The following is a 23,900-nucleotide window of genomic DNA, read 5'->3' as shown; positions in this document are numbered from 1 at the left end:
ATCACATCCGATGTTGTCTCAAAGGTTTCGTATAACGCCCGGACCGCCTAGTCGACCGCCTCCATGGGCAGGCGCCCTCGTAGGCGTTCGATATCCTTCCATATATCGATGATCAATTGAATGTTCAGCATCCAGCAGCCGATGGGTACGAGAGATTTGGCCCACCAGATCGGCATCTGTACCGATCCCCAGCGGAATTCCCATAACCGGATGGACTCGATGGCCCCCAGGCAGCTCTGGTAGCCTACTAGAAAGACAAACAGAAAACTGACTGACCAGGCCACCATGTTCATATAGCAGCGAGCGCGGGCGGGTACCCGTCCCGCAAGAGCTGTTACCCGGATGTGTCCCCGCTCGATTTGCGTCCAGGCCAATCCCATATAGACACAAATCACAAGGATCACTTCATTGAGTTCGAAAATGCCTGCAAGGGGCGCGTTGAAAAAATACCGCGCCGAGGCGTCTACCGTTGTGCTCAGCATCATCACCGCAATGGTAAGTCCGGAGATAAACGCCATTACAACGCAGAACTTACGATAGGCTTCAGAGAGCGTGTCAACCAGAGGCGTGGGAGCAGAAGGCGTGGCCATCAGTCAACCATCCTATTTTCCGTCCATGGCGGAAAGAAAGCGGGTGTCGGGAAAGTACGAGGGCGAGCGGCTTCTGGCGGCTCACCCTCGCGGGGTTCCGAACTAGGATTTCATCGTTCCGTATTTGGCTTCGTACACCTGCCATGGATTTTTCAATTTGCCCGGTTCGTATTTGTTGATCAAAGCGGCTACCTTGTCCTGGAACGCCTGCCCGTCGAAATTCAGGGGTTTGGCGATCTTTTCAATCCACTCGTCGACTTGGGCGGGCTGCACCAAGTCGGTGGCTTTTTTGATTTCGGAATCGGGCCATTTCGAAAACTTGGCGCCTGCCTGGACCATCTTGTCGACGCTTTCTTCCGTCAGCGCGGTGTAGAGAGACAGGTATTTGGATTCGTACAGTTCTTTGGCCGTGTTGTCGATGATTTCCTTGATATCGTCCGGCAGGGAAAGATACAGGCTTCGGGTCATAACCACCGTCGTGGGTGCGTGGGCGCCTGCACCGGTTTCCACAACATAAGGGGCCTGCTCGTGAAGCTTCATTTTCTCGGCAGTGATGAACGCGAAGGCGAAAACGCCGTCCAGAATGCCCCGCTCGAGTGAAGTGTAGACTTCGCCCGCCACGATGGGCATTCCTCGTCCGCCCAGGCGATTAACCGCGTCCGCCCCAATGCCGTAGCCTCGTACCTTCTTGCCTTCCATCCCGGCCACGTCTTCCATCGGCTTTTTCATCATGAATGGGCAATAGCTCCAGTTCGTGAAGTAGAGCACCTGGGCATTGTTCTTCTCTTCCCATTCCTTCTTCAGTTCGGGTGACTCGTTGTAGATATCGCGGCACACGTACAAGAGAGCGTCCGCATGGTCGCATCCTCTGTAGTACCATTCCAGCCCCCGGCTCAAAGGCACGTCCGATGGGTAGTATCCGTAGCTGATCAGAGAAATCTCCGAAAGACCGTCGCGAACAGCCGGTAAATGCTGACCCACCTTGTGCAGAGACCCGGACCAGAACTTCTTGATTTCAATCCGTCCATCGGAGCGTTTTGCGATTTCGTCGAGGAACCAGCTGTCCAATTGCGCCGTCTCGGCGGTCGGGCCGATGTAGCAATCGTACTTCATGGTCCACTTTCCCTCTTGGGCGGCTCGGGCCATATTCAAGCCCGGGGCCAAGGTCAACGAAGCACCGATCGCCGCGCCACTCAATACCGTCGTTCTCAGAAATTCGCGCCGAGAGACGCCTCGTACCTTTGAATCACCGGCCATGTGAATCCTCCTCCGTCTGGGTGTTGTTTTCAGCCTAAAATGACTGTCAAACCGCATGGCGCTCTCATGCGCCCCTTTTCATCTCATACCGAATTCAACGATGGGTTATCATACCCGACACGGAGGAGGCGTCAAGATAAATCCTTCCCCGATCCAACGAAGTCATTGCTGCGGTTTCCCCGATGATACGAAGATATCTGGAAGCGTTGATCGGACCAAGGAAAAAGGGAAAGTCTCAGTCTCGGCGGAAAACCGGCTTTGACTTTCACCACATCCTGTACCGAAGTCTATTGATCGGCTCCACGATAAAGGGCGGCAGAAAGACCTTATAATGAAATGGCCGGGAAGGCTTTTAGGCGGCTGCATTGCGACCTGTCAAACGTTTTATTATGCGAGAAAAAGCCAATGAGCCCCGCAGCAGAATTTCGCTCCGGCCGTCTCGGCGTCCGCCGTGTCGAAAATGAGCGTCAGGTACTTGTAGGGGAACAGATGCCCTTCGCCTTCGAGGGTATGGAGCGTGTATCCCCTTTGTATAACGCCGATCCATCAAGCCCCCGTTCCATCCCTACTTCTTATACAGGCTCGATATGCGAGCCGCAACACTTCAGCGCTGCTATTCAAAGAAAAAGCAGCATTGTCGTACTCACGACGCGAAAGGTGAAATCTCCTTAAAACATTTTGACAATAAAAGATAACGTACGTAGTCTGGCTAACGATTGGCCAATGTCCATCTTTTTACGGATAAGCTTTCGACTTGCCGCTGTTCATTTACCGAGAGATAGAAAATGGACTTTTCTGTCCGCCGGCCAAGAACCAATCATCTCCACGAACGGCTTTTCATGCTCCAAAGCATTCTTATAGCGACGCCAAGTACGTTGCTCTAAGGGCAAAAAGCCCATTCAAAGGGCAGGGTTTCCGGTACTGCAAAATTCAAAAAGGAGGTGCGGGCATGTGGAAAGAATTCAAAGAGTTCGCCATGAGAGGAAACGTGGTTGACATGGCCGTGGGCATCATCATCGGCGCCGCCTTTGGAACCATTGTCCAATCTTTGGTCGCGGACATTATCATGCCGCCCATCGGTCTGCTGCTCGGCAACGTGGATTTTACCGACTTCTTCCTGGTCCTCAAGAAGGGCGCCGTCCCAGGGCCATACGTCACGCTGGCCGAGGCCCAGAAGGCTGGGGCCGTCAGTATCAATTATGGTCTTTTCATTACCAAGATCATCAGCTTTCTCATCGTTTCCTTCGCCGTTTTCCTGCTGATCCGAGGCATCAACATCCTTAGGCGAAAAGAGGAGGCGCCGGCCGCCGAGTCCGCCACCAAGGCCTGCCCGCACTGCCTTTCCACCATACCCATCAGGGCAACGCGATGCGCCTTTTGTACCTCGGAGCTGACGGCTTAAAAGACAAAGGCAAAAGAGTGGGGTAAGCGGGGGGTTTCCGTAGCGGCGGAGGCCATCCGCTTACCAGGAATAGAAAAAAAGGATAAGGTCGACCCATGAATAGCGACGTGTACAGCAGACTTAGAGAACGATTGGATGAATACTCCATCGGCTTTAAATCCACCGGCACCGGCGTCGAAATCCGACTACTGAAGGCCTTGTTTACCGAGGAAGAAGCCGAAATGTATTTGAATTTGACCCGCAGCCTGCAAACAGCGGCCGATATCGCCGGGAGTACGGGCCAATCTGTGGAAAGAACGGAAGAAATCCTTCAGAACATGACGGAGAAGGGACTGACGATTCCCCGGTTTCCGAAGAACGATGAACCGTTTTACTACTCGGCCGCCCCTTATCTTCACGGGCTTTTGGAACATCAAATCAAGCGCATCGATAAAGATACGGCCGGCCTGATGCTCGAACTGAATCGCGTCGGTTACTTCAGCCGTGGACCGGCGCCGCTCAGGACGATTCCTATCCATACCGTCGTGGATAGCGATGCCCAAGTTGCACCCTACGAGGACGTCACGAAGGTTATAGACCGGAAGCGACGGTTTTGTGTGGCGGACTGCGCCTGCTCGGTGGTTCGCCAAGCGGCGGAACATCCGTGTGAACGGCCTCGTGAGGTATGCTTCTTGTTCGATTTCTACGCGGATTACTACATCGAGCGTGGATTGGGAAGGGAAGTCGACAAAAGGGAACTTCTGGAAATATTAAAAGAATGCGACAAGAGCGGACTGGTTCCCCAATTCGGCAACAGCGTCAATCCGGATGCGCTCTGCAATTGCTGTCCGGATTGCTGCGAGAGCCTGTTGGCCATCAAGCGAACCCCCAAACCGGCAAAGTATGCGAACTCCAACTACTATTCCACTGTGGCGGCGGAGGATTGCATCGGTTGCGAGACTTGCATAGGCCGATGTCCCATGGGCGCCGTCACCTTATCCGATCAAGGCGTAGCGCACATCCACCCGGACCGCTGCATTGGATGCGGACTGTGTGTCAGCACGTGTTCGGAGGGGGCCATACAACTGGTTCGGAAGTCGGAAGAAAAGATCAGAGTGCCTCCGGACAAACACGACTTCATGAGATCGTCCGCGGAATATGAAGCTGATCTTCGGCGGCGCTCGAAAGGGACGCTTTGATGCTCGCGTGTCGAGGCGGACATCTGTGACCTGACCACGCGCGTTATGACGTAGTGTTTAGGCCAGAGCGTTGTTAGAGTCCGCCGGAGCCTCCTCCCTCTCCATGTTCGTATAATCCCGGCGGACTTCCGCCACACGGATCCTGTAAGAGCCGAAAAGAGAATCCTTGCCTTTCTTCTGTGCCGGCCGGTGTTCCAGAAGATTCCGCCATGTTTGAACAGAAGCTTCGGCTTGCCGGAAACACGGACTGAGAGCCTTTCTCACTTTAGTAAGGCTTTGAAACCGTTCAACCGATATGAATCCGACGGGATGTCGAGGAGCGGACGAAGATCCGCCGCTAGTTTGAGATATCCATCTTTTCCGGATGCCGTTGGCGTTACTTCAAAGATAACAGCTGCCATATGGATTCCCTTGTTAGGTTGATTTGTCGTGACCATTGACACTTTGATTGGGTCTCCCCCGCCACCTCGCTGACTAGGATAACAGGAACCTTTTCCAGTTGCAGGAGTCGATATCAACCATGAAAGCATCGCAATCGAAAACCGTTATCTGCAATATTTGCGGCAAGACCAAAGCCAGGTCCATGATGATGCCCGCAGCGCTTGTTCGAGACGCCATAGCGGAACAGGTAAAACGATTTCATCCCGAATGGAAACCCGAGGGCTACGTCTGTCTCGATGATCTGAATCAGTTCCGCATGAACTATATCAAGGACCTGCTCCAATCTGAAAAGGGAGAACTGACCACGCTGGACCATGATGTCCTGGAGAGTCTTCAACGACACGAAATTCTGTCAAGTCATGTCGAAACCGAGTTTGAAAAAGATCTCAGTGTCGGTGAAAAAATGGCAGACAAGCTGGCATCATTTGGAGGCAGCTGGACCTTTCTCGCCATCTTTGGGATGCTGCTTTTGGCGTGGATAGCCTTAAATACGTTCGTTCTCCTCACGAAGCCATTTGATCCCTATCCTTTTATCTTACTCAACCTGGTCCTGTCCTGTGTGGCGGCCATTCAAGCCCCTGTTATCATGATGAGCCAGAACCGAGTGGAAGCCAAAGACCGTTTGCGATCCCAGTATGATTACCGTGTGAATTTGAAGGCGGAACTTGAAATCCGGCAGCTGCACGACAAAATCGACCACCTGCTGTCGCACCAATGGGAGCGGCTGGTTGAAATCCAGCAAATTCAGATCGATTTGCTTTCCGAGCTGGCACGACTGCGGGGTAAAGGCAAGGATGTTTAGTCGTGGACGCACGCCCGCGCCTTGGAGGTTGGAAGAATCCACAGCGTTCTTATCTCTCCGATTCGGAAGTCGTCCGCCATCCCCCGCCAAGTGCCTTATATAAAGCAATGAGGTTGGTGGCCAATGTGCCGTTGCTCTGGGTCAAGGCGTCCTCCGTAGCAAACAATGACCTCTGGGCCTCGAGCACGCTCAGGAAGTCGGTCTGGCCTTCCACATACAGTTGCCTGGCCAACTCCACCGCCTTTCGGTTGGCGACGACGGAATCCTTGAGCGCCTCGCGATGCTCCTGTTCCTTTGTAGACACGACCAGGGCATTTTCGACTTCCTGCAAGGCCGTCAGCACGGTCTGCCGATAAGCGATGACGGATTGCTCTTCCAGGGCTTTCTGCAGTTCAATATTGGAGAGCGTTTTCCCGGTATCGAAGATGCGCCAGGTGGCGGAGGGACCGAACGACCAGAAGTGGCTGATCCAATCAAACAACGAACTGGACGTGGAGGACTGGAATCCCATGGACCCGGTCAGGCTGAACTTAGGGAAGAGATCCGCCGTGGCCACGCCGATCCTGGCGGTGGCGCCATGAATCTCGGCCTCGGCTCTTCGGATGTCCGGGCGGCGTCGGAGGAGATCCGAAGGGATGCCCACGGGCGCCAGGGGTGGAGCGGCGGGAATATCCTCCGCCGGTGACAGCTCCTGCAACAAGGCCGCGGGTTCATGTCCCAAAAGGACTCCGAGTATGTAGATGGACTGTTGAGCCGACGCTTCCAGCAGAGGAATCTGCGAGGCCGTGGTCGCCACCTGGGCATCGGCATTGGCGACGTCCAGACCGCTGGCGAATCCGGCTTCGAACCTCAATCGGGTCAGTCTGGCGCTGTCCTGTTGGGCTCTGAGGTTCCTTCGGGCGATGTCGATTCTCTGCTGAAACGCTCGCAGCTCGACGTAGTTGCGGGCCACCTCGGCCGTCAGGGTTACAAGGACGTCGCGGCGGGTTTCCACAGCGGCCAGGAGGTCGGCTTCAGCGGCCTCCACACTGCGACGTAATCCCCCGAAAATATCCAACTCCCAGCCCGCGTCAAAGCCGGTCTGATACAAATTGGTGGTGGAAGCATCGCCGCGGATGACTCCTTCTCTGCCGGCAAATCCGGGTGAGCGGCTTCGCTGGAAGGAGCCGCCGGCATCGATGCTCGGACCCAGCCCCGAGGCGGCGATGCCTCGTGAGGCCCGGGCCTGCCGGACGCCGGATTCGGCTTGCTTCAGGTCCAGATTGGAGACCACGGCCCGTTCCACCAGAGAGGTGAGTATCGGATCGTCAAAAACGCTCCACCACCTGGCCAGATCCGTTTCAGCAGGAGTCAACGGTCTGGTCCCGGCGAGAACTCCCGCCCAAGCGGCGGGAACCAGGGGTTCCGGAGATCTGAAATCCGGGCCCACCGTGCAGCCGGTGACCGACAGGACCAGACAAAAACCGGCCAACAGGGCCAAATTGCATGCCCTCATCCGGCGTAGTGAATCTCCGTTGTCACCACGGAGCATATACGGACTCCTCTGTGGCCGCTCGCCGGCCCTATGATCGTTATTCGTAACGTAATGCCTCGATGGGGTCCAGGCGCGACGCCTTCCACGCCGGGTAGAACCCGAAAAGAATCCCCACGGTGGACGCCGCGAGCACGGCTGCGGCGATGGCGCCCGGAGAAGTGGCTACAGGCCAGTGCAGCAGCAATCGTACCAACTGAGAGCCTCCGTGACCCAGCAGGATGCCTGTTGCGGCGCCCACCAGGCACAGCACCACGGCTTCCACCAGGAACTGACGGAGAATATCCCGGGAGCGGGCGCCGACAGCCATACGAAGCCCGATCTCTCGCGTCCGCTCGCTGACGGACACCAGCATGATATTCATGATTCCCACGCCTCCGACCACGAGCGAGATCATGGCCACGCACAGCAATAGATTGGTCATCAGTGTAGTGGTGGAGGAAAGAGTCTTGGTCATCTCGGTCATGTCGCGGATGGTAAAATCGTCCGGTTCGCCGGGACGGATTCGATGACGTTCGCGGAGGACGTCCGTGATCTCCTGGATGGCGGTAGGAATCTCATCCGAGCTGTTGGCGGCCGCCATAATGCGATCGATGCTGGCGAAGCGGACCGGCATGGGATTGTCGGCGGCCTGGATTTCCGACCGCTCGGGATAGAGGCCGGAGCTGCCGGGATAGAGGTTGCTCAGCGTGTTTACCGAGCTGCCGGACCCGGCGCCGGCGCTCTGGTTCGCCGTTTCCAGGGTCGAACCCGTCACCCGGTACTTTATGGTGGTCCAGGGCGCCAGCAGAATGTCGTCCTGGTCCATGCCCATCATATTGGCTCCTTTTTTCCCCAAGACGCCTACAACCCGGAACGTAACGTTCTTGACCCGCATCTCCTTACCAACGGGTGATTCACCTTGAAACAGCTCGCGTACCAGGGTCTGCCCCACGAGACACACCCTGTTGGCGTTGAGCACGTCGCGATCCGTGAACGGCTCTCCCTCGGCGATAGTCCAATCCCGCACCTTCAGGAAGGCCGCCGTGGTTCCGTCCATCGAGGATGGAACCCAGTTGCGATTGCCGTACACGACCTGCGTACGGGCGCGAACCATCGGGGCGGCAGCGCGGACGGACGGGCATTCCCGGAGGATGGCGTCACAATCCTCCGGCCTCAGGGTTGTAACGCTGCCCATACCGAAGCTCACGCCCCCGCTGGCGGCCGTACCGGGCATGACCATCAGGACGTTGGCCCCCATGCTCGATATGGCCGCTTGAATGGCCGCCGAGGAACCGGAGCCGATCTCCATCATGGCGATGACCGCCGCCACGCCGATGACAATGCCCAGCGTGGTCAGCATGGCGCGCATCGGGTTGCGCCTCAGCGCTTTTAACGCGGTTCGGATGGTATGGGAGCCGCTCATCTCGCGTCTCCTCCCGGCGTCGAATCGGGCGAAGCTCCTGCCCGCGCATCGGTTCGATCCTTAACCGCGGCGAGAGCGCCATCGACAATGACTCCGTCGCGGATGCGGATCACCCGGCCCGTTTGCTGAGCCACTTCCGGGTCATGGGTGACCAGGAAGATCGTGATGCCGTCCTCTTCGTTCAGCTGATGGAACATCCGGAGGATCTCCCCACTCGTGCGAGAGTCGAGATTCCCCGTGGGTTCGTCGGCAAAGAGCAGCGGGGGATGGTTGATCAGGGCCCGGGCGATCGCCACCCGCTGTTGTTCCCCTCCCGAAAGTCGGGAAGGCTCATGCTCCATCCGGTCCCTCAAACCGACCCGATGGAGCATTTCTTCGGCTCGCTTCCCGGCCTCCCGATCGGTGAGGCGGCCGGGGGCGTAGGAAAGAGGCATCATCACGTTTTCCAAGGCGCTGGTGCGAGGCAGCAGGTTGAAGCTTTGAAAGACAAAGCCGATTTTCGTGTTTCGCAACAGGGCGCGTTCATCCGGGGAGAGCCTCGCCACTTCCCGGCCTTCGAACCAGTACTCCCCCGAGGTGGGTCGATCCAGGCATCCCAATACGTTCATCAGGGTGCTCTTGCCTGAACCTGAAGTACCCATCAGCGCGACAAGCTCGCCCCGGGCAACGATGAGAGAAACGCCCTTGAGCACCGGGACGGTAATGTCGCCCATGTGGTATGTTTTGTAAATATTGCGCAGTTCTATGAGATCCATGAATCTTCTTGCTCCACAGGAAGAGGCTGACACATCTACCTTGAGCTGCCGGCTTTCGATCGAGGAAATTTGGGCGTGAACGGGCTGCCCGTGTCACTCTGGGCGGTATTCTCAGACTGCAAACCGGTGACGACGATCACCCCCTCTTTCAGCTCCTCACCCTGAACCTCCGTCATGAAACCGTCCGTCAAGCCCGTCCGCACACGGAGAGGCCGCACCTGTTGCCCATCGATCACCCATAGGACGCCTGCATGTGTGGTTTCGGACGCCGACTTTGGGGACCCTGACGTACTCCGTCGGTCCTCTTCAGCCGGTTGCTCTGCTTCCGGATTCTCGAAGGCGTCCCGGAACTTTGGAGCAATTTGATCCACTGTCGGTTCCCAACGGAGGGCGCCGTTTGGCGCCAACAACACATTGTTTCTGCGATGCAACTCGAACTGAACATTGGCTGTGAGATAAGGAAGCAGACGCCCGTTGGAATTGTCCGTCGTGATCTCTACCGTGTACGTCACGACATTCTGGGTCATGGAAGCGTTTAGTCGAACCTTGCCCACTTCCCCCGAAAAGGTTTCGCCCGAAAAGGCGTCCAAGGTGAAGGTCACGGGCTGGCCGGGATGAATTTTGCTGATATCGGCCTCGTTGACCGCCACCCACACTTGCATGCGCGTGAGGTCCTTGGCGATCAGGAACAGGCTGGGAGCGTTCAGACTGGCGACTACGGTCTGTCCGATGTTGACGCGGCGATCGATGATAACGCCTCTGACCGGCGAAGTGATCGTGCAGTATCCCAGGTTTCGCTGCGTTCGCCTCAGGGAGGCTTGGGCCTGGGCGACGGCGGCCTCGGCCTGCAGGATGGCTGCCTCACCCACGGTGACATTCGCCTTGGCTGTCTCGTAGGCGGACTTGTAGGCGTCGTAGCTCGCCTGCGACAATGCGTCGGAGGGACCCAATTTCTGGGCCCGCAGCCAATCGCGTTCGGCCTGGTGGAGTTTGGCTTTCAATTGTTCTAAGTCGGCCTTGGCCACCTCGACGCCGGCCTTGGCGGACTGTAGCAATGCCTCGGCCTGGGCCTCGTCGGCCGCGTACAGCGAATCGTCGATGCGGGCCAGCACGGTTCCTTCACTGACCACGGAGCCGTAGTCCACGGTCTTGCCGTCCGCGTCTTGTCCGAAGGACAGAATCCGCCCGGCCACCTGGGCCCCGACGTCGACCACCTCCACGGGCTCGACGGTGCCGGTGGCGCTGATCGAGACCAGCAAATCACCGCGTTCCACCGCCGCCGTGCGAAAGGAGGCGGCTTGTCCGTTGTCGCGTTGGAAATACCAGGCGCCCGCCGCCCCGAAGAGTCCCAGAACGATCAGCGCCAGGACTCTTCTTTTGTTGAACAGTCTCATGGTTACTCCCGATTTACACGTACGTGAACCCGTCTATTGCCGCTCACGGAGCTCTCCGTTTTCGATCCGCCGTCGCAGCTCGCGGATGCCCGCCATGCTGAAAAGGGTAATATGATCCGTTATCGCCTCGATGCCTGCCTCCAGGGGAGGAGGTCCGAAATTCACCTCCGCTTTAGCGAACAACTTGCGCCACTGCTCGCGAGACAAAAGATCGAAACACTGCCCTCGAATGCTCATGTGGCAGAGTTGGACCTGACGTTGCGAAGCGCCGTCGCCCAGCAATTCACGAACGATGCCCTCCAGGGCGTGACGCAACGGTTCGAGGGATTCCAGGATCACCTTGACGAGGAGGCCGGTGGGGTTGGCCAGTTCTTTATGGACAATGGCGAATTCGAGACTCTCCGGATCGACGATTCTACGTACAAGGGAGAGAATCCGGCCGCGAAGGCGTTCTTCCGCCGGCGCTTTTTCGTCCACTCCGCCGTCCGGCGGATGGACCGCCAGGGATCTCTGGAAGGCCAGGCGCCAGGCTTCCGCGTACAGCGTTTCCTTGTCCCGGAAATGGTAATTTACGGCGGCAATGTTTGCACCAGCCTCTTCGCAGATCTCCGCCACCGTGGCGTCCCGAAACCCTTTTGCCGCAAAGACGTTGCATGCGGCTTCCAGCAGCCGCTCTTTGGTGCTTGCCGAATCTCTTGCCATGAGCGTCTCTCCGTCGCCAAAAAAATTAAAATGTATATTTAATACGGGAATTTGATTTTGTCAAATCGATGAGGCGCCTCGCAACAAAAACAGCAACGGTCTGCCCCTATTCGCTGCTTCGAAGAAACACATGGTTGGACATTTCGTCCGGCAGTTGATATTCTATATACATTATTCATTCCTCTGTTTACCCCTCTGTTGACACCACCGGATCTTTCCGGGGAGAGCGATGGAAGGATGGCCGGAGAGTATACCTGTCCACGAGCCTTCGAAGGATTCTTGCATCCCTTCGGAGGCATTTGTTTTTGGGGCCCCATCAAACCTCCGCGTGTTGTAGCGCATGCCACTCGTGCGGGGGCATTTCGCAAAGGAGCGATCCATGAGAAAGCCGTATGCCCGATGCCGCCGATGGGGTTCGCTACTCCTGCCTTGCCTTCTCCTTTTCGATGTAATCGGCTGCGCCGCCGGGCACTATTCGCGTGGGCAAGCCCCGCTGTACGGGATTCCAAAGCAAACGGCGGAACTTCCAAGCCTGGGCGTCTCCTGTGGAATCAGCGCCTTCGATAGCGAACACCTCGATAGAGTGGATGTAGCCGCTAACTTCGATGCCGTGTATGACTGCAGGTCATTCGGTGCGGCGCTCCGTGACGAGCTTGCCAAAGAGCTTCAAAAAACGGGGCGTTTCACGCAAGTGTCTATATCCGAGGCCACCGGAGACATCTACGTAAGAGGACGTGTCGACTCCATAACGGCTACAAAAACGCTTACAAGCAACATGGGGCTAATCGGATTGAGGCCGTCGGCCACGGGAACCGTGACCTATGAAGTAGGCGTCCGGGATTCGGGAAAGGATCCAGTGATCCGGGACAGCGTGCATGCGGAGGTCATACATCCGCAATGGGGCGCCGACTTTCGCCTGGCAATCGACGCGCTTCGAGTGCAACTGGCCGATGACCTGGCGAAGCGGATCGCAGAGGCGCCGGAACTTCCCAAGATGGCCGCCCTGGCCCGTGCAAAGAAGGGGATGGTCAATGAAGTCGCCCCGGCCCCCCCAACGAACATCTCTGTGGGTCCGGAGCCGGCCGTTCCCCGCGAGTCCGTCGTCCCCGGTCCTGTCGATACGGGATACAATCGATGGGCGGTGGTGGTTGGTGTCTCAAAGTATGCCTTTGCCGGTCAGGGGGGACTCGACGCTCTCCCGTTCGCGGCCGATGATGCGCGCATGTTCGCACGATGGCTGACCGGAGCGGGATGGTCATCCGATCACGTCCGGGTTCTGATCGATGAGGACGCAGCGGAGCGCAATATTCGAGTCGCACTCGAATCGTGGCTTACAAAAGCCGGATCAAAAGATCTCGTTGTGCTCTATTGGGCGGGGCATGGCTTTACCGACCCCGAGGACCCGGAGAGAGTCTACTTTGCCTGCTACGATACCGATATCCGCGTCCCACCGACGGGATTCCGCATGGACCGGGTCATCGGCTCGCTGAAGGAACGACAGGCTAAGAACGTGGTGGTCCTGGCCGATACCTGCCATGCGGGGAAACTGATCACCCGCGGCGAACGGGGGCTTTCCGTGGTCCCGGCGGTTAGACGCATGCACGATCAAGGTCGGGTGCCGAAAGGGTGGGTTTTCATGGTGAGCGCGGACACGGACCGGCAAGCCGTCGAACACAGTTCGTGGCGCAACGGGGCGTTTACGCACTGCGTTCTCCAGGGCCTTGAAGGTGCGGCGGATGGCTTTCAGAGCGCCGGAGCGAAAGACGGCACGATCACATTGGGTGAACTCCGGGCCTACCTTGAAAGGGCCATGCCCGATGAAACGCAGAAGGTGCTCGGCGTAGCCAAGCACCCCCTCATCACCACGAGCAGCGGAGACCCAACAATCTGGAATCTGACGCTTCAAGTGAAGTGAGGCGGAGGGTCGAGTGCCGGATAAGGGGCGAAGTAATCGGCAGTAGCTCTTCTTCCTTCTCGGCATAGAAGCCTCGTCCGGGCGGTTTAATAGCTGCACGAAAAAGACCCGGACACCTCCGAAACGATATGGACGTAAGTGTCGGTCAATAGCTCGACCCCTTTGCCTGAAAAGGAACCGCTGACGGAGTCCGACGTGCTCGACGCAATATCGATGGTGAGGTAATAGTCGTAATAGAGATTGGGCGTAAAATCCAGCCACTCTCCATCTCTCATGAGAATCCATACTGCACTGTTCGGAGCACCCTGGCTGCCGTCGCAGGAGTAGGCGCCGCTTCCTCGAAGGTCGGAGATGGTAAGATATACGTATTCGCCGGCTCCCGATTCGGCCCGGAAAGTCCACCCGCCCAGGTCATCAAAGCTCGATGTCGCTGATGAAACATCAAAGGGTACCGGGTCGTACCCTTCCACAGCAACGTTCACGAAGGCCGTGCATTTCATTTCAACGCCGAGGCCCTTGATTTCCACTTCGAACCACCGGAAATCCACATACTTCCCGGCTTCGTCCGTGATATGGAATCCGATCCGCTGTTTCCCTTTATCCAGTCCGCGAATGATCCCGCTTTCCGAAACAGCGATCTCAAATCCCTTCGCGTCGTACACCATGAAATGGGCATCGAAGGAATTGGCTTGTATGAGGACCGTCAGATAATCACTCGTACGAGTGAATCCGTCTTCGAGTTCCACGTATTCATCGTCATCATTCAGCGCCTTCAGGGTGTAACTCGGGAACTGCTCGTCGCCGATGGTTCCGTTCTCCATCTGCGACCAGTAGCCCGCAATGGAAGACCAGTCCAGAAAGGCGCCGACAGCCATGTACCGGATCTTGCTAAAGAGCGTCCCAAGGTCTGATGCGCTTGACCCCGACGCATACGGATAGAATTCCGTGAAGATGAGGCTGATTTCACGGTCCGCTGCACCGGAATAGTTGGGATCGGCCACGTAGAGCTTCTTTCCCTCTTTTCGATATACGATCATGGCATGGCCTTGTTGCTCGCCGTTCTTCTCTCCCCACATAAACACGAGCTGGGGGTTTCCGGTTACTCGGAGCGCATAGGAAAACGCCGCCATGGTTTCCTGATCGCCGGCGTAGGACAGGTTTTGAAAACGGTCGATCAGGCGACCGCTCAGGGATCCGTAGCTACTCTCTTTCTGCAAAACGGAACAGAGTCGATACGCGTTGGAATCGTCCTGCCAAAAACCGGCAGGTCTCGGTTCATTCCCGTTGTTGTCGTAGAGGCCGTACAGGTGCGGGGCCCCACTGCGCGGCTTTTCCGCATAATACCACATCGCCGCCACGCTCTGTCCCGAGCAGTGGCCTCTGGGCGCGATGTGCGACCCCAGGTTCCTGAATTGCCAGTCGTCCTGTCCGGGACGAAACCCGGAATCCGCGTCCTTTTCCAGCTCGTTCCTGAAAATCTTTGACACCAGGATGTACAGGGAACGGGTTTCGAGCGGGTCGTCCTGTTTTGTGAAAGATGGAGGGAGACCGGATGAAGTCCCGGACAAATGTAAGCTAAGTACGGAAAGCGATTGGCTGGTCATCGTGACCAGGGGCAAACCTTCGAGTTCTCCGGTCGACTCGTTGTACGCGAACGCCATGGCGAACTCGTCATCATGGATCGAAAGCGGGATCGTGATGAGAATGGGTTGACTCGCGGTCCCGCCGCCGTCATCGATGCGTATCAGGGGCAGCACCGGGACGATGAGGCTCCCGAACGCATGGCTCTCGATGGGGGCGTAGGAGATGGCAACGGACTTCGTCTCGTCGTAGGCCCCGTCCGGAATCTCGATCTCGAAACCCGCAATCGGACTTCCCGGCGGAACGGTAATCGCGCCCCCTGCCGTAGGGATCTCCGTATTCGAAACGGACACCGAGGGACCCACGACGATCTTGGCCCCGCCTGTTTCGGCTCCCCCGTCAGAGGAGTCGTTTCCTCCGCCGCAGCCCACGGCTCCGAGCAGGACTGCGAGCAGCAGCATCAGGGAGTACGAGCTGATTCGCGGCATGACGGCGCCTCCACAGTGTTCTGAACGGTTATTAAGTCATCGTAATCATAACTCCGCTTCTCTCCCCTTGGCTCATCGATTTGAAGAGCTTTTCAAGCTCTTTCAGAGCACAATCGGGGGAAATCCTCACTTGACATTCTTTGGACACATTATACCGTAGTTTTTTTGCGGTCAAAAGATTTTTGGCTTCAAGGGGCGTTTTGAAGAAATTGAGTTCGACTCAAATACTTTCCGAAAAGAGTTCAAGTAGTTCTTGAGGTCATCCCAGGGCCCTATAGAGGGATGGTCCCGTGCTTTTTCCACGGGCGGGCGGCTGTAGATTTGGACTCGAGCATCAGCAGAGCTCCTACAATGGCGGCGCGGGCCTCGGCAGGCTCGATGACCGCGTCCACCAACTGCCTCGATGCGCTGTGGTACGGCGTACAAAAGGCGTTTCTGTACTCCGCGATTTTCGTTTTCCGGAAGGATTCGGGATCCTCGGCCGAGGCGATCTCCCGGCGGAACAAGATATCCACCGCGGGTTCCGCTCCCACAACGGCGATTTCCGCCGTGGGCAGTACGAACATCTGATCCGTTCCCATCTCCTTGGGGCACATGGCGGAAATGCCGCCCCCGTATGCCTTGCGGAGCACCAGGGATATCTTGGGTACGGTGGATTCGGAGTAGGCGTACAGCATTTTGGCCCCGTGCCGGATGATGCCGCCATACTCCTGGGCAGTTCCCGGAAGATAGCCGGGATTGTCCACCAACGTCACCAGGGGGAAGTTGAAGGCATCGCAGAACCGGATGAATCGGGCGGCCTTGTCCGACGCGTCGATGTCGATGGCGCCGGCCAGAACCTTGGGTTGATTGGCGACGATGCCCACGGGCCGCCCGGCCAGCCTCGCGAATCCGATAACCATGTTTCTGGCGAACAGCTCGTGCACTTCAAGGAAGTCCCCCCTATCCGCCAGTTTACGAATCACGTCCCTCACGTCATAGCTCTTCTTCATGTCGGTGGGAATGATCTTCTCGATGGCGGGGACGGGCCTCTTCGGGTCATCCCCGGTGTCCAACCCGGGCGGGTGTTCACGGTTATTTTGAGGCAGGAAGGTCAGCAACGTCCGGATCTGTTCCAGACACTGGGTGTCGTTTTTGCAAAAGAAGTGGGAAACACCCGATCGTCGGGTATGGATCCGCGCCCCTCCAAGATCCTCGAAAGAAATCACTTCCCCTGTTACTTGCCGGATTACCTCGGGACCCGTCAGAAACATGCGGCTCGTCTGATCCACCTGGAATACGAAATCCGTGAGGGCAGGGGAGTAGGAAGCGCCTCCCGAGCAGTTCCCCATGATGGCGGACAACTGGGGCACCACTCCGGCGGACTGAACGTGTTCATAAAAGATGCGGGCATACCCTCGTACATTGTCCATGCCTTCCTGGATCCGTGCTCCGGCCGAATCGATCAAGCCTATGAGCGGCGCGCCCACGTCTCGGGACAAGGCTATGGTATCCACGATTTTCTTGCCGCTCACGGCTCCGACGGACCCACCGAATACCGTCGCGTCATGGGCGTAGACAAAGACCCGGCGCCCTCCGATCAGACCATGTCCCGTGACAACCCCGTCGCCGGGGATGTGCTTCCGGTCCATGCCGAAGTCATGGCACTGGTGCTCCGCGAACATGTACAGTTCGGTAAAGGTGTCCTTGTCCAGGAGCCGGTGGATGCGCTCGCGGGCAAACAGTTTACCCTTTTGGATCTGCTCGAGAATCCTTTCTTCTCCGCCGCCCTTGAGGGCCTGGTCCCGGCGCGATCTCAGTTCGTCGATCTTGTCCTGCATGTCACGACTCTTTTTCCGCCCGCCCCAGCGGGCCACTCTCCTCTATAGGTATGCCGCGCGTGCCGGGCAGGCACGGGGGCCCGCCCCTACGGCCTACTCCCCCCTGTACGCATGCCGAACATACGAGGACTTGTGCACGCTGCGCTCGAGCCGGCCCGGAGCCACCAGTTGAATGTCCGCCTTGAACAGCAGCTTGTCCCTCATCTCCCGTTCCAACTGGGATTTCAGGTTTCGCAGGGCCTCGGGTCCCAGGTTCACGCCGTGCTCGACCTCGATGGTGAGGGGCGGATTCACGGCGGATCCTACGGGTTCCCGCGTCAGTACGATGCGAAGCTCACCCGTCACATCCGGGACGTGGGTCGTAACCACGTCCTTGATGGCGGAAGGAAATACATTGATGCCGCTCACGATCAGGCATTCCCGGTCCAAAGCCGTGTACACCAGTTCGCCCTCCACTCCGTCCCGGAACGGAATGGGTTTCAGCGTATCCGGATCCACCAACTCGGGCAGGCAGTACTCCTGGGCCACGAAGTGCATACCACTTTTCTCCTCGCAGTCCGCCCACATGCCGGCGATCATCTCCGCGCCGCCGCATCCCGAGTCCCGCACATCGGTATGGTAGACCTCTTCGAGATGGTGTCGGATGGAGGGCACGCTTCCGCCGGGCTCGCCCCCCACCGCCATTTTCTTCCAACCGAGGTCTTTGGGAGCGCAGTGAACCGAATCCTGCACGCGGTCGATGAGATACAGGGCAAAGGAGGGCGTGCCTACAAGCGCGTTGGCGCCCAGGTCCCTGGAAAGGGAGAGGAATCGGTCCGTGCCTTCCCGCGGGCCTATTGGAATCACGGTGCAGCCGATGTTCTGGAGCGCCTCTATAATAGGGATACCGCCCACGAACATGCTCAGTCCGTATCCGAACAGCACGCGATCCGCGGGCCTGAATCCGGCGCACCAGTATATACGGGAATGCACCTCCATCCATGCCTGGATGTCGCTCTTGGTAAGTCCGATGTAGGTGGGCCTCCCCGTAGTGCCCGAGGTGGAATGAATGCGGATGACCTTCTCGAGGTCCGCGGCCGTGTGGGTTCCCAGGGGCGGGGCTTCCACCTGAGAATCCCGGAGTTCCTGCTTCACGGTGAACGGAATCCGATCCAGGTCGTCCAAGGTTTTGAAATCACCGGGTTCGAACCCGTGCTCCCGGAACTTGCGCCTGTAGAATTCGGAATGGCCGCAGACATAGGCGAGCTGTTTTTTCAGCTTTGCCTCTTGAATCTCCCGCACCGAATCCCAGGGCATGGTTTCCATTGGGACATTCCAAATAGGATGGTACGTCATGAAAAGCCTCCATCGGTCGCGCCATGGATGTCCGCTATCTTTCCTCGGCGGATACGGCTTCTATGGCTTTGGTTGGGCAGGTGACTTCGCAGTTCCTGCACTCGATGCAATTGGTGTCCTCGATGACGAATTCCGCCGTTCCCTCGAAGTACCCGGGGTCCAACAGCTGCATCGGGCATTCGTCTATGCAGAGCGAACAGTGGGATGTGATGCGCAGGCAGCTTTCCACCTGTATGCGAATGATGGCCATTCGGCTGACCTCCTAACGGATGATTTCCTTGCCGTATTTTTGGGGAACCCTTTTGAAAAAAGGGTTCCCCAAACCCCTCCCCAAACCTCTTGGAAGGGGGTCATTCCGGCTTGCGCCGGAAAAACCCCGCCATGCCGGCGCTATCTCCACGGTGTGTTCGGAGAATCCCTCTCTCACGGCCACTCTCATTATTTGGTCTCAGGAGACCTCCACAAGCTCCGTGAGCACTCCCTCGAGCACCTCGGAAGGGAGGAAGCACACCAGGCCGTCCGCCCCCTTCATGGGCTCCTCGCTGTCGAAACACACACCGCGCGAGCGGATGGTCCGCATCGAGCCTCGGATGTCCGACACTTCGTAGGCGATGTGGTGCACCCCCGGCCCTCGATACTTGAAGAACGCGCTGAACCGGGTCTCCTCGCCGGTGGGAGAGATGAACTCGAGCCACAGATCCCCAACCCGTATGAACCCGACCTCGACATGGTATTCGGGCATACGGATCACTCGTTCGAACTCGAGACCGAGTGTTTCCCGGTACGTTTTTTCGGCCTTCGCCAAGTCCCGGACGGCGATGGCTATGTGATGCACCTTTCGTATCATGAAGGGCCCTCGAGGGGGGCCGAAGCCCCCGAATGTGTTTTTTGACCGTGAATCCTCCGGCTCAGTTGATGCTCCGGGCTACGGCATTGGCCTCGTGGATCGCTTCCATGATGCGCCGAGGTTGTTTGACGTCGCCGATCTGGAACACGTTGGGAGTCTGTTTGCTCGCCAAAGTGTCCGCCAGGGCTCGGTTCGAGGTCCTGCCCAAAGCCATGAGAAACGTGTCCGCTTCCAGGGCCTGATCCCGTCCTTCGCCGTCGGTGATGAGAAGCTTCCCGTTCGAGAATTCCTTTACCTTGACGTTGGTCATGACGGTGATGTTCTTCAGGGATCCGATCATCTGTTGGAGCGTGATTTGCCTGAGGATGTAGATATAGGGCGCATCTCCATAATTTCCGGTGGTCGAGAGCAGAGTGACCTGCTTTCCTTCCTTGGCCAGCGAATAGGCGGCCTCCGCTCCCTCCTGGCCCCCGACAACCACCACCTTCGGTCCCATCGGGGCCTTTGTCAGATAGTAGTCGTCCAGGTACACGGCCTTCACGTGGTTCATGCCCGGAATGTCCGCTTTGGCGAGGGAAGCGCCCACGGCAAGGATCACCGCGTCCCAGCCTCCCCCCTCGATGGCCTCGACCGTGGCTTCCTTGTTGAACTCGAACGCCACGCCCAGCGCGTTGCATTGCCTTTCGAGCCAGGGAATAATGTGCCAGAGGTCCCGCGTCAGTATCGACGGCGCGGACGACGCCAGCTTCACCATGCCTCCGACCTTGTCCGATTTCTCCCATACCGTGACTTTATGCCCCCGTTCCGCGCACACTTTGGCCGCCTCGAGACCGCCGGGGCCGGCGCCTACCACCAGCACGTTCTTCGCATTGCGCGCCTTTGGCGCCCCGTAATACTCGCGGTACTCCATGCCGAAGTCATAGTTGATGGCGCAGCGAATTCGCACCTGGTTGAACAGGCGCTGCGAACACCCTATGTCGCAGGCTATGCATCGCCGCACGTCCTCGTACCGGCCTTCGAGCATCTTCCGGGGAGTGAGGGGGTCGGCTATGATCTGGCGCGCCATGCCGATGAGGTCCACCTGGCCGCCTTCGACGAGTTTCATGGCCAGCCGCGGATCGTTCACCCGGCCCCTGCCTATGACCGGGACCGTCGAAATTTTCGTGATGGGAGCGAAGTCCGAGTAGATCCGGCCCGCCGGAGTGAAGTAGATGGGCTCGACATTGTAGTTCACGGTTTCGAAGTTGCTGTTCGACAGGTCGAAGCAGTCCACCCCCGCTTCGATGAGCTTGGGTACGAACTCCTTGGCCAGGTCCAGGGTGATGCCCTTTTCCTGCATCCCGATTTCCTGGAGCTTCTCGTCCACGGTGAGCCGGAACACGATGGGATAATCGGCGCCGCAGGCTTTCTTGCAGCGGCGGGTCAACTCGGTGGGAAACGCCAGCAACTCGCCGAATTCGTCGTCCCGCTTGTTGGTGAACGGACTCAAGAACTGGCTGATCAGAAATCCGTGGGTGCCGTGCAGTTCGACGCAGTCAAACCCGGCCTCCTTGGCCAAGGCCACCGATTCCACATACTGGTCGAGCATTTGGTGAACTTCCGCCGTGGTCATGGCTCGAGCTTCACCGTCGCGGCCGGGCGCAAAAGGATTGGCATGGGCGGAAGGCGCCACCAGCGGCAGCTTGGTGATGCGGGGATTGGACTGGCGGCCGCCGTGCACGATCTGAATGCAGGCTTTGCCGCCCATCTCGTGAATGGCCTCTACGATGTCGTTGAGGCCCGGAAGCATGCGATCGGAATAAATCCCCTGCATGCCGAAGAACATGTTCCCGTCCGGGCGCATGTAGGTGGCTTCCACGATGATCAATCCCGCGCCGCCCTCGGCTCTCTTCCTGTACGTGTCGATCAACTGCGGCGTGGCGTACCCCTGTCGATCCGCGAAGCTCGTAACGGTTGGAAGCGATACTATCCGGTTTTTCAGCTCCATACTCCCCACTCGGATCGGTTCAAAGATCTTTGCCATGCTGATCCTCCTTTTTTGGGTGTTGATGGAAAACGTGAAATCATATCCGCCGGCTGTGCACTTACCTTTGGTCGCGGAGAATTTGCATGCTCGAAGCCGGGGCGCCGTCACGCACCGGACGTTTCTTATATACAAGTGTGGTTCTATGGTACGCGGGAAATCCGCACGCCCTGCCTGTGAACCTTTGTTCAAGACCGCGTTGCTTCGTGTGGAATGAGCCCGAACGAGGGCGGTTGAGGTGTTTTAACGAGTCCACAAATAAAAAACGGACGTTCGTCATTCTATTTGGCTACATATAGCCTACACTCTTTGTATTCCACGGTCAAAGCCTTTGTGAGGCGTGCAGGATGCAATCAGGGATGGCGAAGGGGATGGGGTAGGGACAGGAAAGCAGAAACAAGGTGTACGTTAAGGACCTGTGCGGCCGGTTGACCCGATCGACCCGCGCGTATTCGAGGGCTGGAAATCGCGTTGAATGGCATCTTCAGAAGGCGCGTGGCCCGGAGCGGGAAGGCCGTGTCAATGATCACCTTAATCGAGCCACCCATGATCGCCGTAATGAAGCCAGTAAAAAGCGTCAAAAAAGGGGTCTCGGACAGCCATTCAAATCAGTCTTTTTCACCTCCTTTCCGAGGTGTGATTTTCTCCGTTCTTTGACAGTTTGTTTTGGATGATCCGGTCGTCGTCCGAGGGGCCCGGAAGCTCTTTCCCTCCAGAACAACCTTGTAGGCGCCGTGGCGAAGCCGGTCGATGGTGGCGGCGCCCAGGATCCGGTTGGGGAACGCGTCCGGCCACTCGGGGATATCCAGGTTGGAAGTGACGATGGTGCTTTTGCGTTCGTAACGTTCGGCGATGACCTCGTGGAAGTCTTCGTCCTGGGACGCCTTCAGCGGTTTGAGCCCGAAGTCGTCGATAATCAGAAGATCGACGCCGGCCAGCTTGGCGAAGTGGCGGTCATAGCCGTTGATGGCCTGGGCGGCATTGAGCTGGCCGAGCATCTTGGAGACGGTGGTAAACAGCACATCGTAGCCGGCTCGGATGGCGCAGTGTCCGAGGGCCTGGGCGATGTGGCTTTTGCCGGTTCCGCAGGGGCCGACCACGAACACACAGACCTTTTCCTCGATGAACCGGCAGGAGGCAAGGTCGGCGATCAGTCCGCGGTTGATCCCCGGATTGAAGGTGAAGTCGAACTCCTCCAGGGTCTTTTGGTTGCGGAAGTTGGCTCGGCGAAAGGCCAAAGCCAGCTTCTTCTGGGTCCTTCGTTCGATCTCGTCGGTGACGATCATGGCCAGAAAGTCCATGTAGGAAAGCTTCTTTTCAATGGCCTGCCGGTTGCGGGACTCGATGGAGTCCAGGATCCCCGACAGGCGAAGCTGTTTCAGCATCGGGATCAGCTCGGGCATCGGATTCATGGCAGCCTCCCTTCCGCCGCAACCTGCAGCTCTTCTCCGGTTCGAAGAAAGCGCCCGGCGCCGGTGTAGGCGGCGGCAAGATCGATCACGTTGTCGACCTGGTTTACGGGAGTCTGGTCCAGTCCCTGGTGAAGGATGCTTTTCACCGTCCTGTATCTCGGATTGTCGAAGAACAGCGCTCGCTTGCAGGCCGCCTCCAGGCGGACGGCCCCGTAAGGTTTCACGAGTCCGACCACGCCTTGAGCGGCGCGCAGATTGTCCAGCACCCGGTCGGCAAACAGGCGCCGGATAAGCCGGTGGCAATCGGGGCCGACGACTTCGGCCTGCTTCAGGCACCACTCTGGATCGCGCATCTTGTAGGCCAGCGCTTCGGGCGGCAAGTGGTCGTCCATGGTGGACCGGGCGCCGGGCTCGGTGAGACGGGGATGAACCGCCACCAGCTTCAGGTCCCGATACAGCTTGACGGTGTTGTCGGTGGCCTTGAGCCAAAGCCGTTGTCCGACCAGTCTAAACGGCGCCGAGTAGCGGACCTTTTCATGGCGGACATGGCAGTCGTTGTGCAGCTTGACCCGGGTCCAGACCGCGATTTGAATCGGCACGTCCGGCAACGGCCGGAGCATCGGCTTTTCCGCTTCGGCGAACAGGGTCAGCGGTTTTTGATGGGTGGTGCCGTGAACCCGGTTGCCGGCGGTTTGAGTCAACCACCGCCGCAGCTGCTCGTTTGCGTCGGCAAGAGAGCGGAACTGCCGGAGGGGGACAAAGTTCTTCTTGATGTACTTGACCCCGGATTCGACCCGGCCCTTTTTCTGCGGCTGCGCCGGAGGACATGGAGAGATCAGAAAGCCGTAGCCTTCGGCAAGCTCGCCGTAGGAGCGTTGGACTTCCGGATCCCGGAAGCAGGCCCGGGTGATGGCGCACTTGGCATTGTCGATGATCAGCTTTGCCGGCAGACCGCCGAACCACTCAAAGGTTCTGCGGTGGCAGGCAAGCCAGGTTTCGACTTTCTGATCGGTGACGACCTC

Annotated in this window: 19 protein-coding genes; 4 read left to right on the top strand and 15 right to left on the bottom strand. The window is 57.9% G+C overall.

All coding sequences use genetic code 11. The features are described from left to right. Positions 1–47: 47 nt before the first annotated feature. Together HY788_06335 and dctP are read right to left on the bottom strand one after the other, a co-directional pair. Positions 48–590, bottom strand: coding sequence for a TRAP transporter small permease (locus HY788_06335; protein ID MBI4773787.1), 543 nt, complete (start codon positions 588–590; stop codon positions 48–50). Positions 591–692: 102 nt separating this feature from the next. Continuing rightward, complete coding sequence (dctP, locus tag HY788_06330; protein ID MBI4773786.1) at positions 693–1,847, bottom strand: TRAP transporter substrate-binding protein DctP; 1,155 nt, start codon at positions 1,845–1,847, stop codon at positions 693–695. 949 nt (positions 1,848–2,796) lie between these two features. On the opposite strand from dctP, the gene mscL reads away from it, so the two are divergent. From mscL to HY788_06315, 3 genes are all read left to right on the top strand, one after another. Continuing rightward, positions 2,797–3,249 carry a large-conductance mechanosensitive channel protein MscL gene (gene mscL / locus HY788_06325; GenBank protein ID MBI4773785.1) on the top strand — a complete coding sequence of 151 codons (453 nt, stop codon included), beginning with the start codon at positions 2,797–2,799 and terminating at the stop codon, positions 3,247–3,249. A gap of 95 nt (positions 3,250–3,344) precedes the next feature. After that, complete coding sequence (locus HY788_06320; GenBank protein ID MBI4773784.1) at positions 3,345–4,427, top strand: 4Fe-4S binding protein; 1,083 nt, start codon at positions 3,345–3,347, stop codon at positions 4,425–4,427. A gap of 520 nt (positions 4,428–4,947) precedes the next feature. Beyond that, a complete protein-coding gene (locus HY788_06315; GenBank protein ID MBI4773783.1) occupies positions 4,948–5,670 on the top strand; it encodes a DUF1003 domain-containing protein in 723 nt (240 codons plus the stop codon). Positions 5,671–5,719: 49 nt separating this feature from the next. Here the strand turns inward: HY788_06315 and HY788_06310 are convergent, their stop codons facing one another. The 5 genes from HY788_06310 to HY788_06290 all read right to left on the bottom strand — a co-directional run bounded on the left by HY788_06310 (position 5,720) and on the right by HY788_06290 (position 11,457). Beyond that, positions 5,720–7,165, bottom strand: a complete 1,446-nt coding sequence (locus HY788_06310; protein ID MBI4773782.1) for an efflux transporter outer membrane subunit — start codon at positions 7,163–7,165, stop codon at positions 5,720–5,722. Positions 7,166–7,241: 76 nt separating this feature from the next. Next, entirely contained in the window at positions 7,242–8,606 is a 1,365-nt protein-coding gene (locus HY788_06305; protein MBI4773781.1) for an ABC transporter permease, read from the bottom strand. Next, entirely contained in the window at positions 8,603–9,361 is a 759-nt protein-coding gene (locus HY788_06300; GenBank protein MBI4773780.1) for an ABC transporter ATP-binding protein, read from the bottom strand. Before HY788_06300 ends, HY788_06305 begins: the two co-directional genes overlap by 4 nt. Positions 9,362–9,396: 35 nt before the next feature. Continuing rightward, positions 9,397–10,755 (bottom strand): efflux RND transporter periplasmic adaptor subunit, encoded by a 1,359-nt coding sequence (locus HY788_06295; protein MBI4773779.1) that lies wholly within the window; start codon positions 10,753–10,755, stop codon positions 9,397–9,399. A 33-nt stretch (positions 10,756–10,788) separates the two neighbouring features. Continuing rightward, entirely contained in the window at positions 10,789–11,457 is a 669-nt protein-coding gene (locus HY788_06290; GenBank protein MBI4773778.1) for a CerR family C-terminal domain-containing protein, read from the bottom strand. A 379-nt stretch (positions 11,458–11,836) separates the two neighbouring features. Here HY788_06290 and HY788_06285 point away from each other — a divergent pair, with 379 nt between their 5' ends. Then, entirely contained in the window at positions 11,837–13,372 is a 1,536-nt protein-coding gene (locus HY788_06285; protein MBI4773777.1) for a caspase family protein, read from the top strand. Between the two features lie 86 nt (positions 13,373–13,458). On the opposite strand, the gene HY788_06280 is transcribed toward HY788_06285, so the two are convergent. The 8 genes from HY788_06280 to HY788_06245 form a co-directional block, all read right to left on the bottom strand. Further along, positions 13,459–15,441 carry a hypothetical protein gene (locus tag HY788_06280; GenBank protein MBI4773776.1) on the bottom strand — a complete coding sequence of 661 codons (1,983 nt, stop codon included), beginning with the start codon at positions 15,439–15,441 and terminating at the stop codon, positions 13,459–13,461. A gap of 272 nt (positions 15,442–15,713) precedes the next feature. After that, entirely contained in the window at positions 15,714–17,261 is a 1,548-nt protein-coding gene (locus tag HY788_06275) for an acyl-CoA carboxylase subunit beta (GenBank protein MBI4773775.1), read from the bottom strand. A gap of 93 nt (positions 17,262–17,354) precedes the next feature. Then, positions 17,355–18,596: an AMP-binding protein gene (locus tag HY788_06270; GenBank protein ID MBI4773774.1), complete on the bottom strand. Its 1,242-nt coding sequence runs from the start codon at positions 18,594–18,596 to the stop codon at positions 17,355–17,357. Positions 18,597–18,630: 34 nt separating this feature from the next. Then, the gene (locus HY788_06265) at positions 18,631–18,846 is read right to left on the bottom strand and encodes a 4Fe-4S binding protein (protein ID MBI4773773.1); all 216 of its coding nucleotides are present in this window, start codon (positions 18,844–18,846) and stop codon (positions 18,631–18,633) included. Between the two features lie 198 nt (positions 18,847–19,044). Beyond that, entirely contained in the window at positions 19,045–19,443 is a 399-nt protein-coding gene (locus tag HY788_06260; protein ID MBI4773772.1) for a VOC family protein, read from the bottom strand. Positions 19,444–19,504: 61 nt separating this feature from the next. Beyond that, positions 19,505–21,466: an FAD-dependent oxidoreductase gene (locus tag HY788_06255; protein ID MBI4773771.1), complete on the bottom strand. Its 1,962-nt coding sequence runs from the start codon at positions 21,464–21,466 to the stop codon at positions 19,505–19,507. Between the two features lie 608 nt (positions 21,467–22,074). Beyond that, positions 22,075–22,878, bottom strand: a complete 804-nt coding sequence (locus HY788_06250; protein ID MBI4773770.1) for an ATP-binding protein — start codon at positions 22,876–22,878, stop codon at positions 22,075–22,077. Continuing rightward, positions 22,875–23,900, bottom strand: a 1,026-nt coding sequence (locus tag HY788_06245; GenBank protein MBI4773769.1) for a transposase, incomplete at its 5' end; no start/stop codon positions are given. The genes HY788_06250 and HY788_06245, both read right to left, overlap by 4 nt.

This window comes from Deltaproteobacteria bacterium (assembly GCA_016208165.1).
Classification (GTDB): domain Bacteria; phylum Desulfobacterota; class Desulfarculia; order JACQYL01; family JACQYL01; genus JACQYL01.
Note: the sequence above shows the minus strand (reverse complement) of the source record. Positions and strands in the feature narration are given on the sequence as shown.

What these genes read in the sequence shown, in the direction of transcription:
- HY788_06335 (MBI4773787.1), bottom strand. Translation starts at nt 590, where the DNA reads ATGGCCACGCCTTCTGCTCCCACGCCTCTGGTTGACACGCTCTCTGAA.
- dctP (MBI4773786.1), bottom strand. Translation starts at nt 1,847, where the DNA reads ATGGCCGGTGATTCAAAGGTACGAGGCGTCTCTCGGCGCGAATTTCTG.
- mscL (MBI4773785.1), top strand. Translation starts at nt 2,797, where the DNA reads ATGTGGAAAGAATTCAAAGAGTTCGCCATGAGAGGAAACGTGGTTGAC.
- HY788_06320 (MBI4773784.1), top strand. Translation starts at nt 3,345, where the DNA reads ATGAATAGCGACGTGTACAGCAGACTTAGAGAACGATTGGATGAATAC.
- HY788_06315 (MBI4773783.1), top strand. Translation starts at nt 4,948, where the DNA reads ATGAAAGCATCGCAATCGAAAACCGTTATCTGCAATATTTGCGGCAAG.
- HY788_06310 (MBI4773782.1), bottom strand. Translation starts at nt 7,165, where the DNA reads ATGAGGGCATGCAATTTGGCCCTGTTGGCCGGTTTTTGTCTGGTCCTG.
- HY788_06305 (MBI4773781.1), bottom strand. Translation starts at nt 8,606, where the DNA reads ATGAGCGGCTCCCATACCATCCGAACCGCGTTAAAAGCGCTGAGGCGC.
- HY788_06300 (MBI4773780.1), bottom strand. Translation starts at nt 9,361, where the DNA reads ATGGATCTCATAGAACTGCGCAATATTTACAAAACATACCACATGGGC.
- HY788_06295 (MBI4773779.1), bottom strand. Translation starts at nt 10,755, where the DNA reads ATGAGACTGTTCAACAAAAGAAGAGTCCTGGCGCTGATCGTTCTGGGA.
- HY788_06290 (MBI4773778.1), bottom strand. Translation starts at nt 11,457, where the DNA reads ATGGCAAGAGATTCGGCAAGCACCAAAGAGCGGCTGCTGGAAGCCGCA.
- HY788_06285 (MBI4773777.1), top strand. Translation starts at nt 11,837, where the DNA reads ATGAGAAAGCCGTATGCCCGATGCCGCCGATGGGGTTCGCTACTCCTG.
- HY788_06280 (MBI4773776.1), bottom strand. Translation starts at nt 15,441, where the DNA reads ATGCCGCGAATCAGCTCGTACTCCCTGATGCTGCTGCTCGCAGTCCTG.
- HY788_06275 (MBI4773775.1), bottom strand. Translation starts at nt 17,261, where the DNA reads ATGCAGGACAAGATCGACGAACTGAGATCGCGCCGGGACCAGGCCCTC.
- HY788_06270 (MBI4773774.1), bottom strand. Translation starts at nt 18,596, where the DNA reads ATGACGTACCATCCTATTTGGAATGTCCCAATGGAAACCATGCCCTGG.
- HY788_06265 (MBI4773773.1), bottom strand. Translation starts at nt 18,846, where the DNA reads ATGGCCATCATTCGCATACAGGTGGAAAGCTGCCTGCGCATCACATCC.
- HY788_06260 (MBI4773772.1), bottom strand. Translation starts at nt 19,443, where the DNA reads ATGATACGAAAGGTGCATCACATAGCCATCGCCGTCCGGGACTTGGCG.
- HY788_06255 (MBI4773771.1), bottom strand. Translation starts at nt 21,466, where the DNA reads ATGGCAAAGATCTTTGAACCGATCCGAGTGGGGAGTATGGAGCTGAAA.
- HY788_06250 (MBI4773770.1), bottom strand. Translation starts at nt 22,878, where the DNA reads ATGAATCCGATGCCCGAGCTGATCCCGATGCTGAAACAGCTTCGCCTG.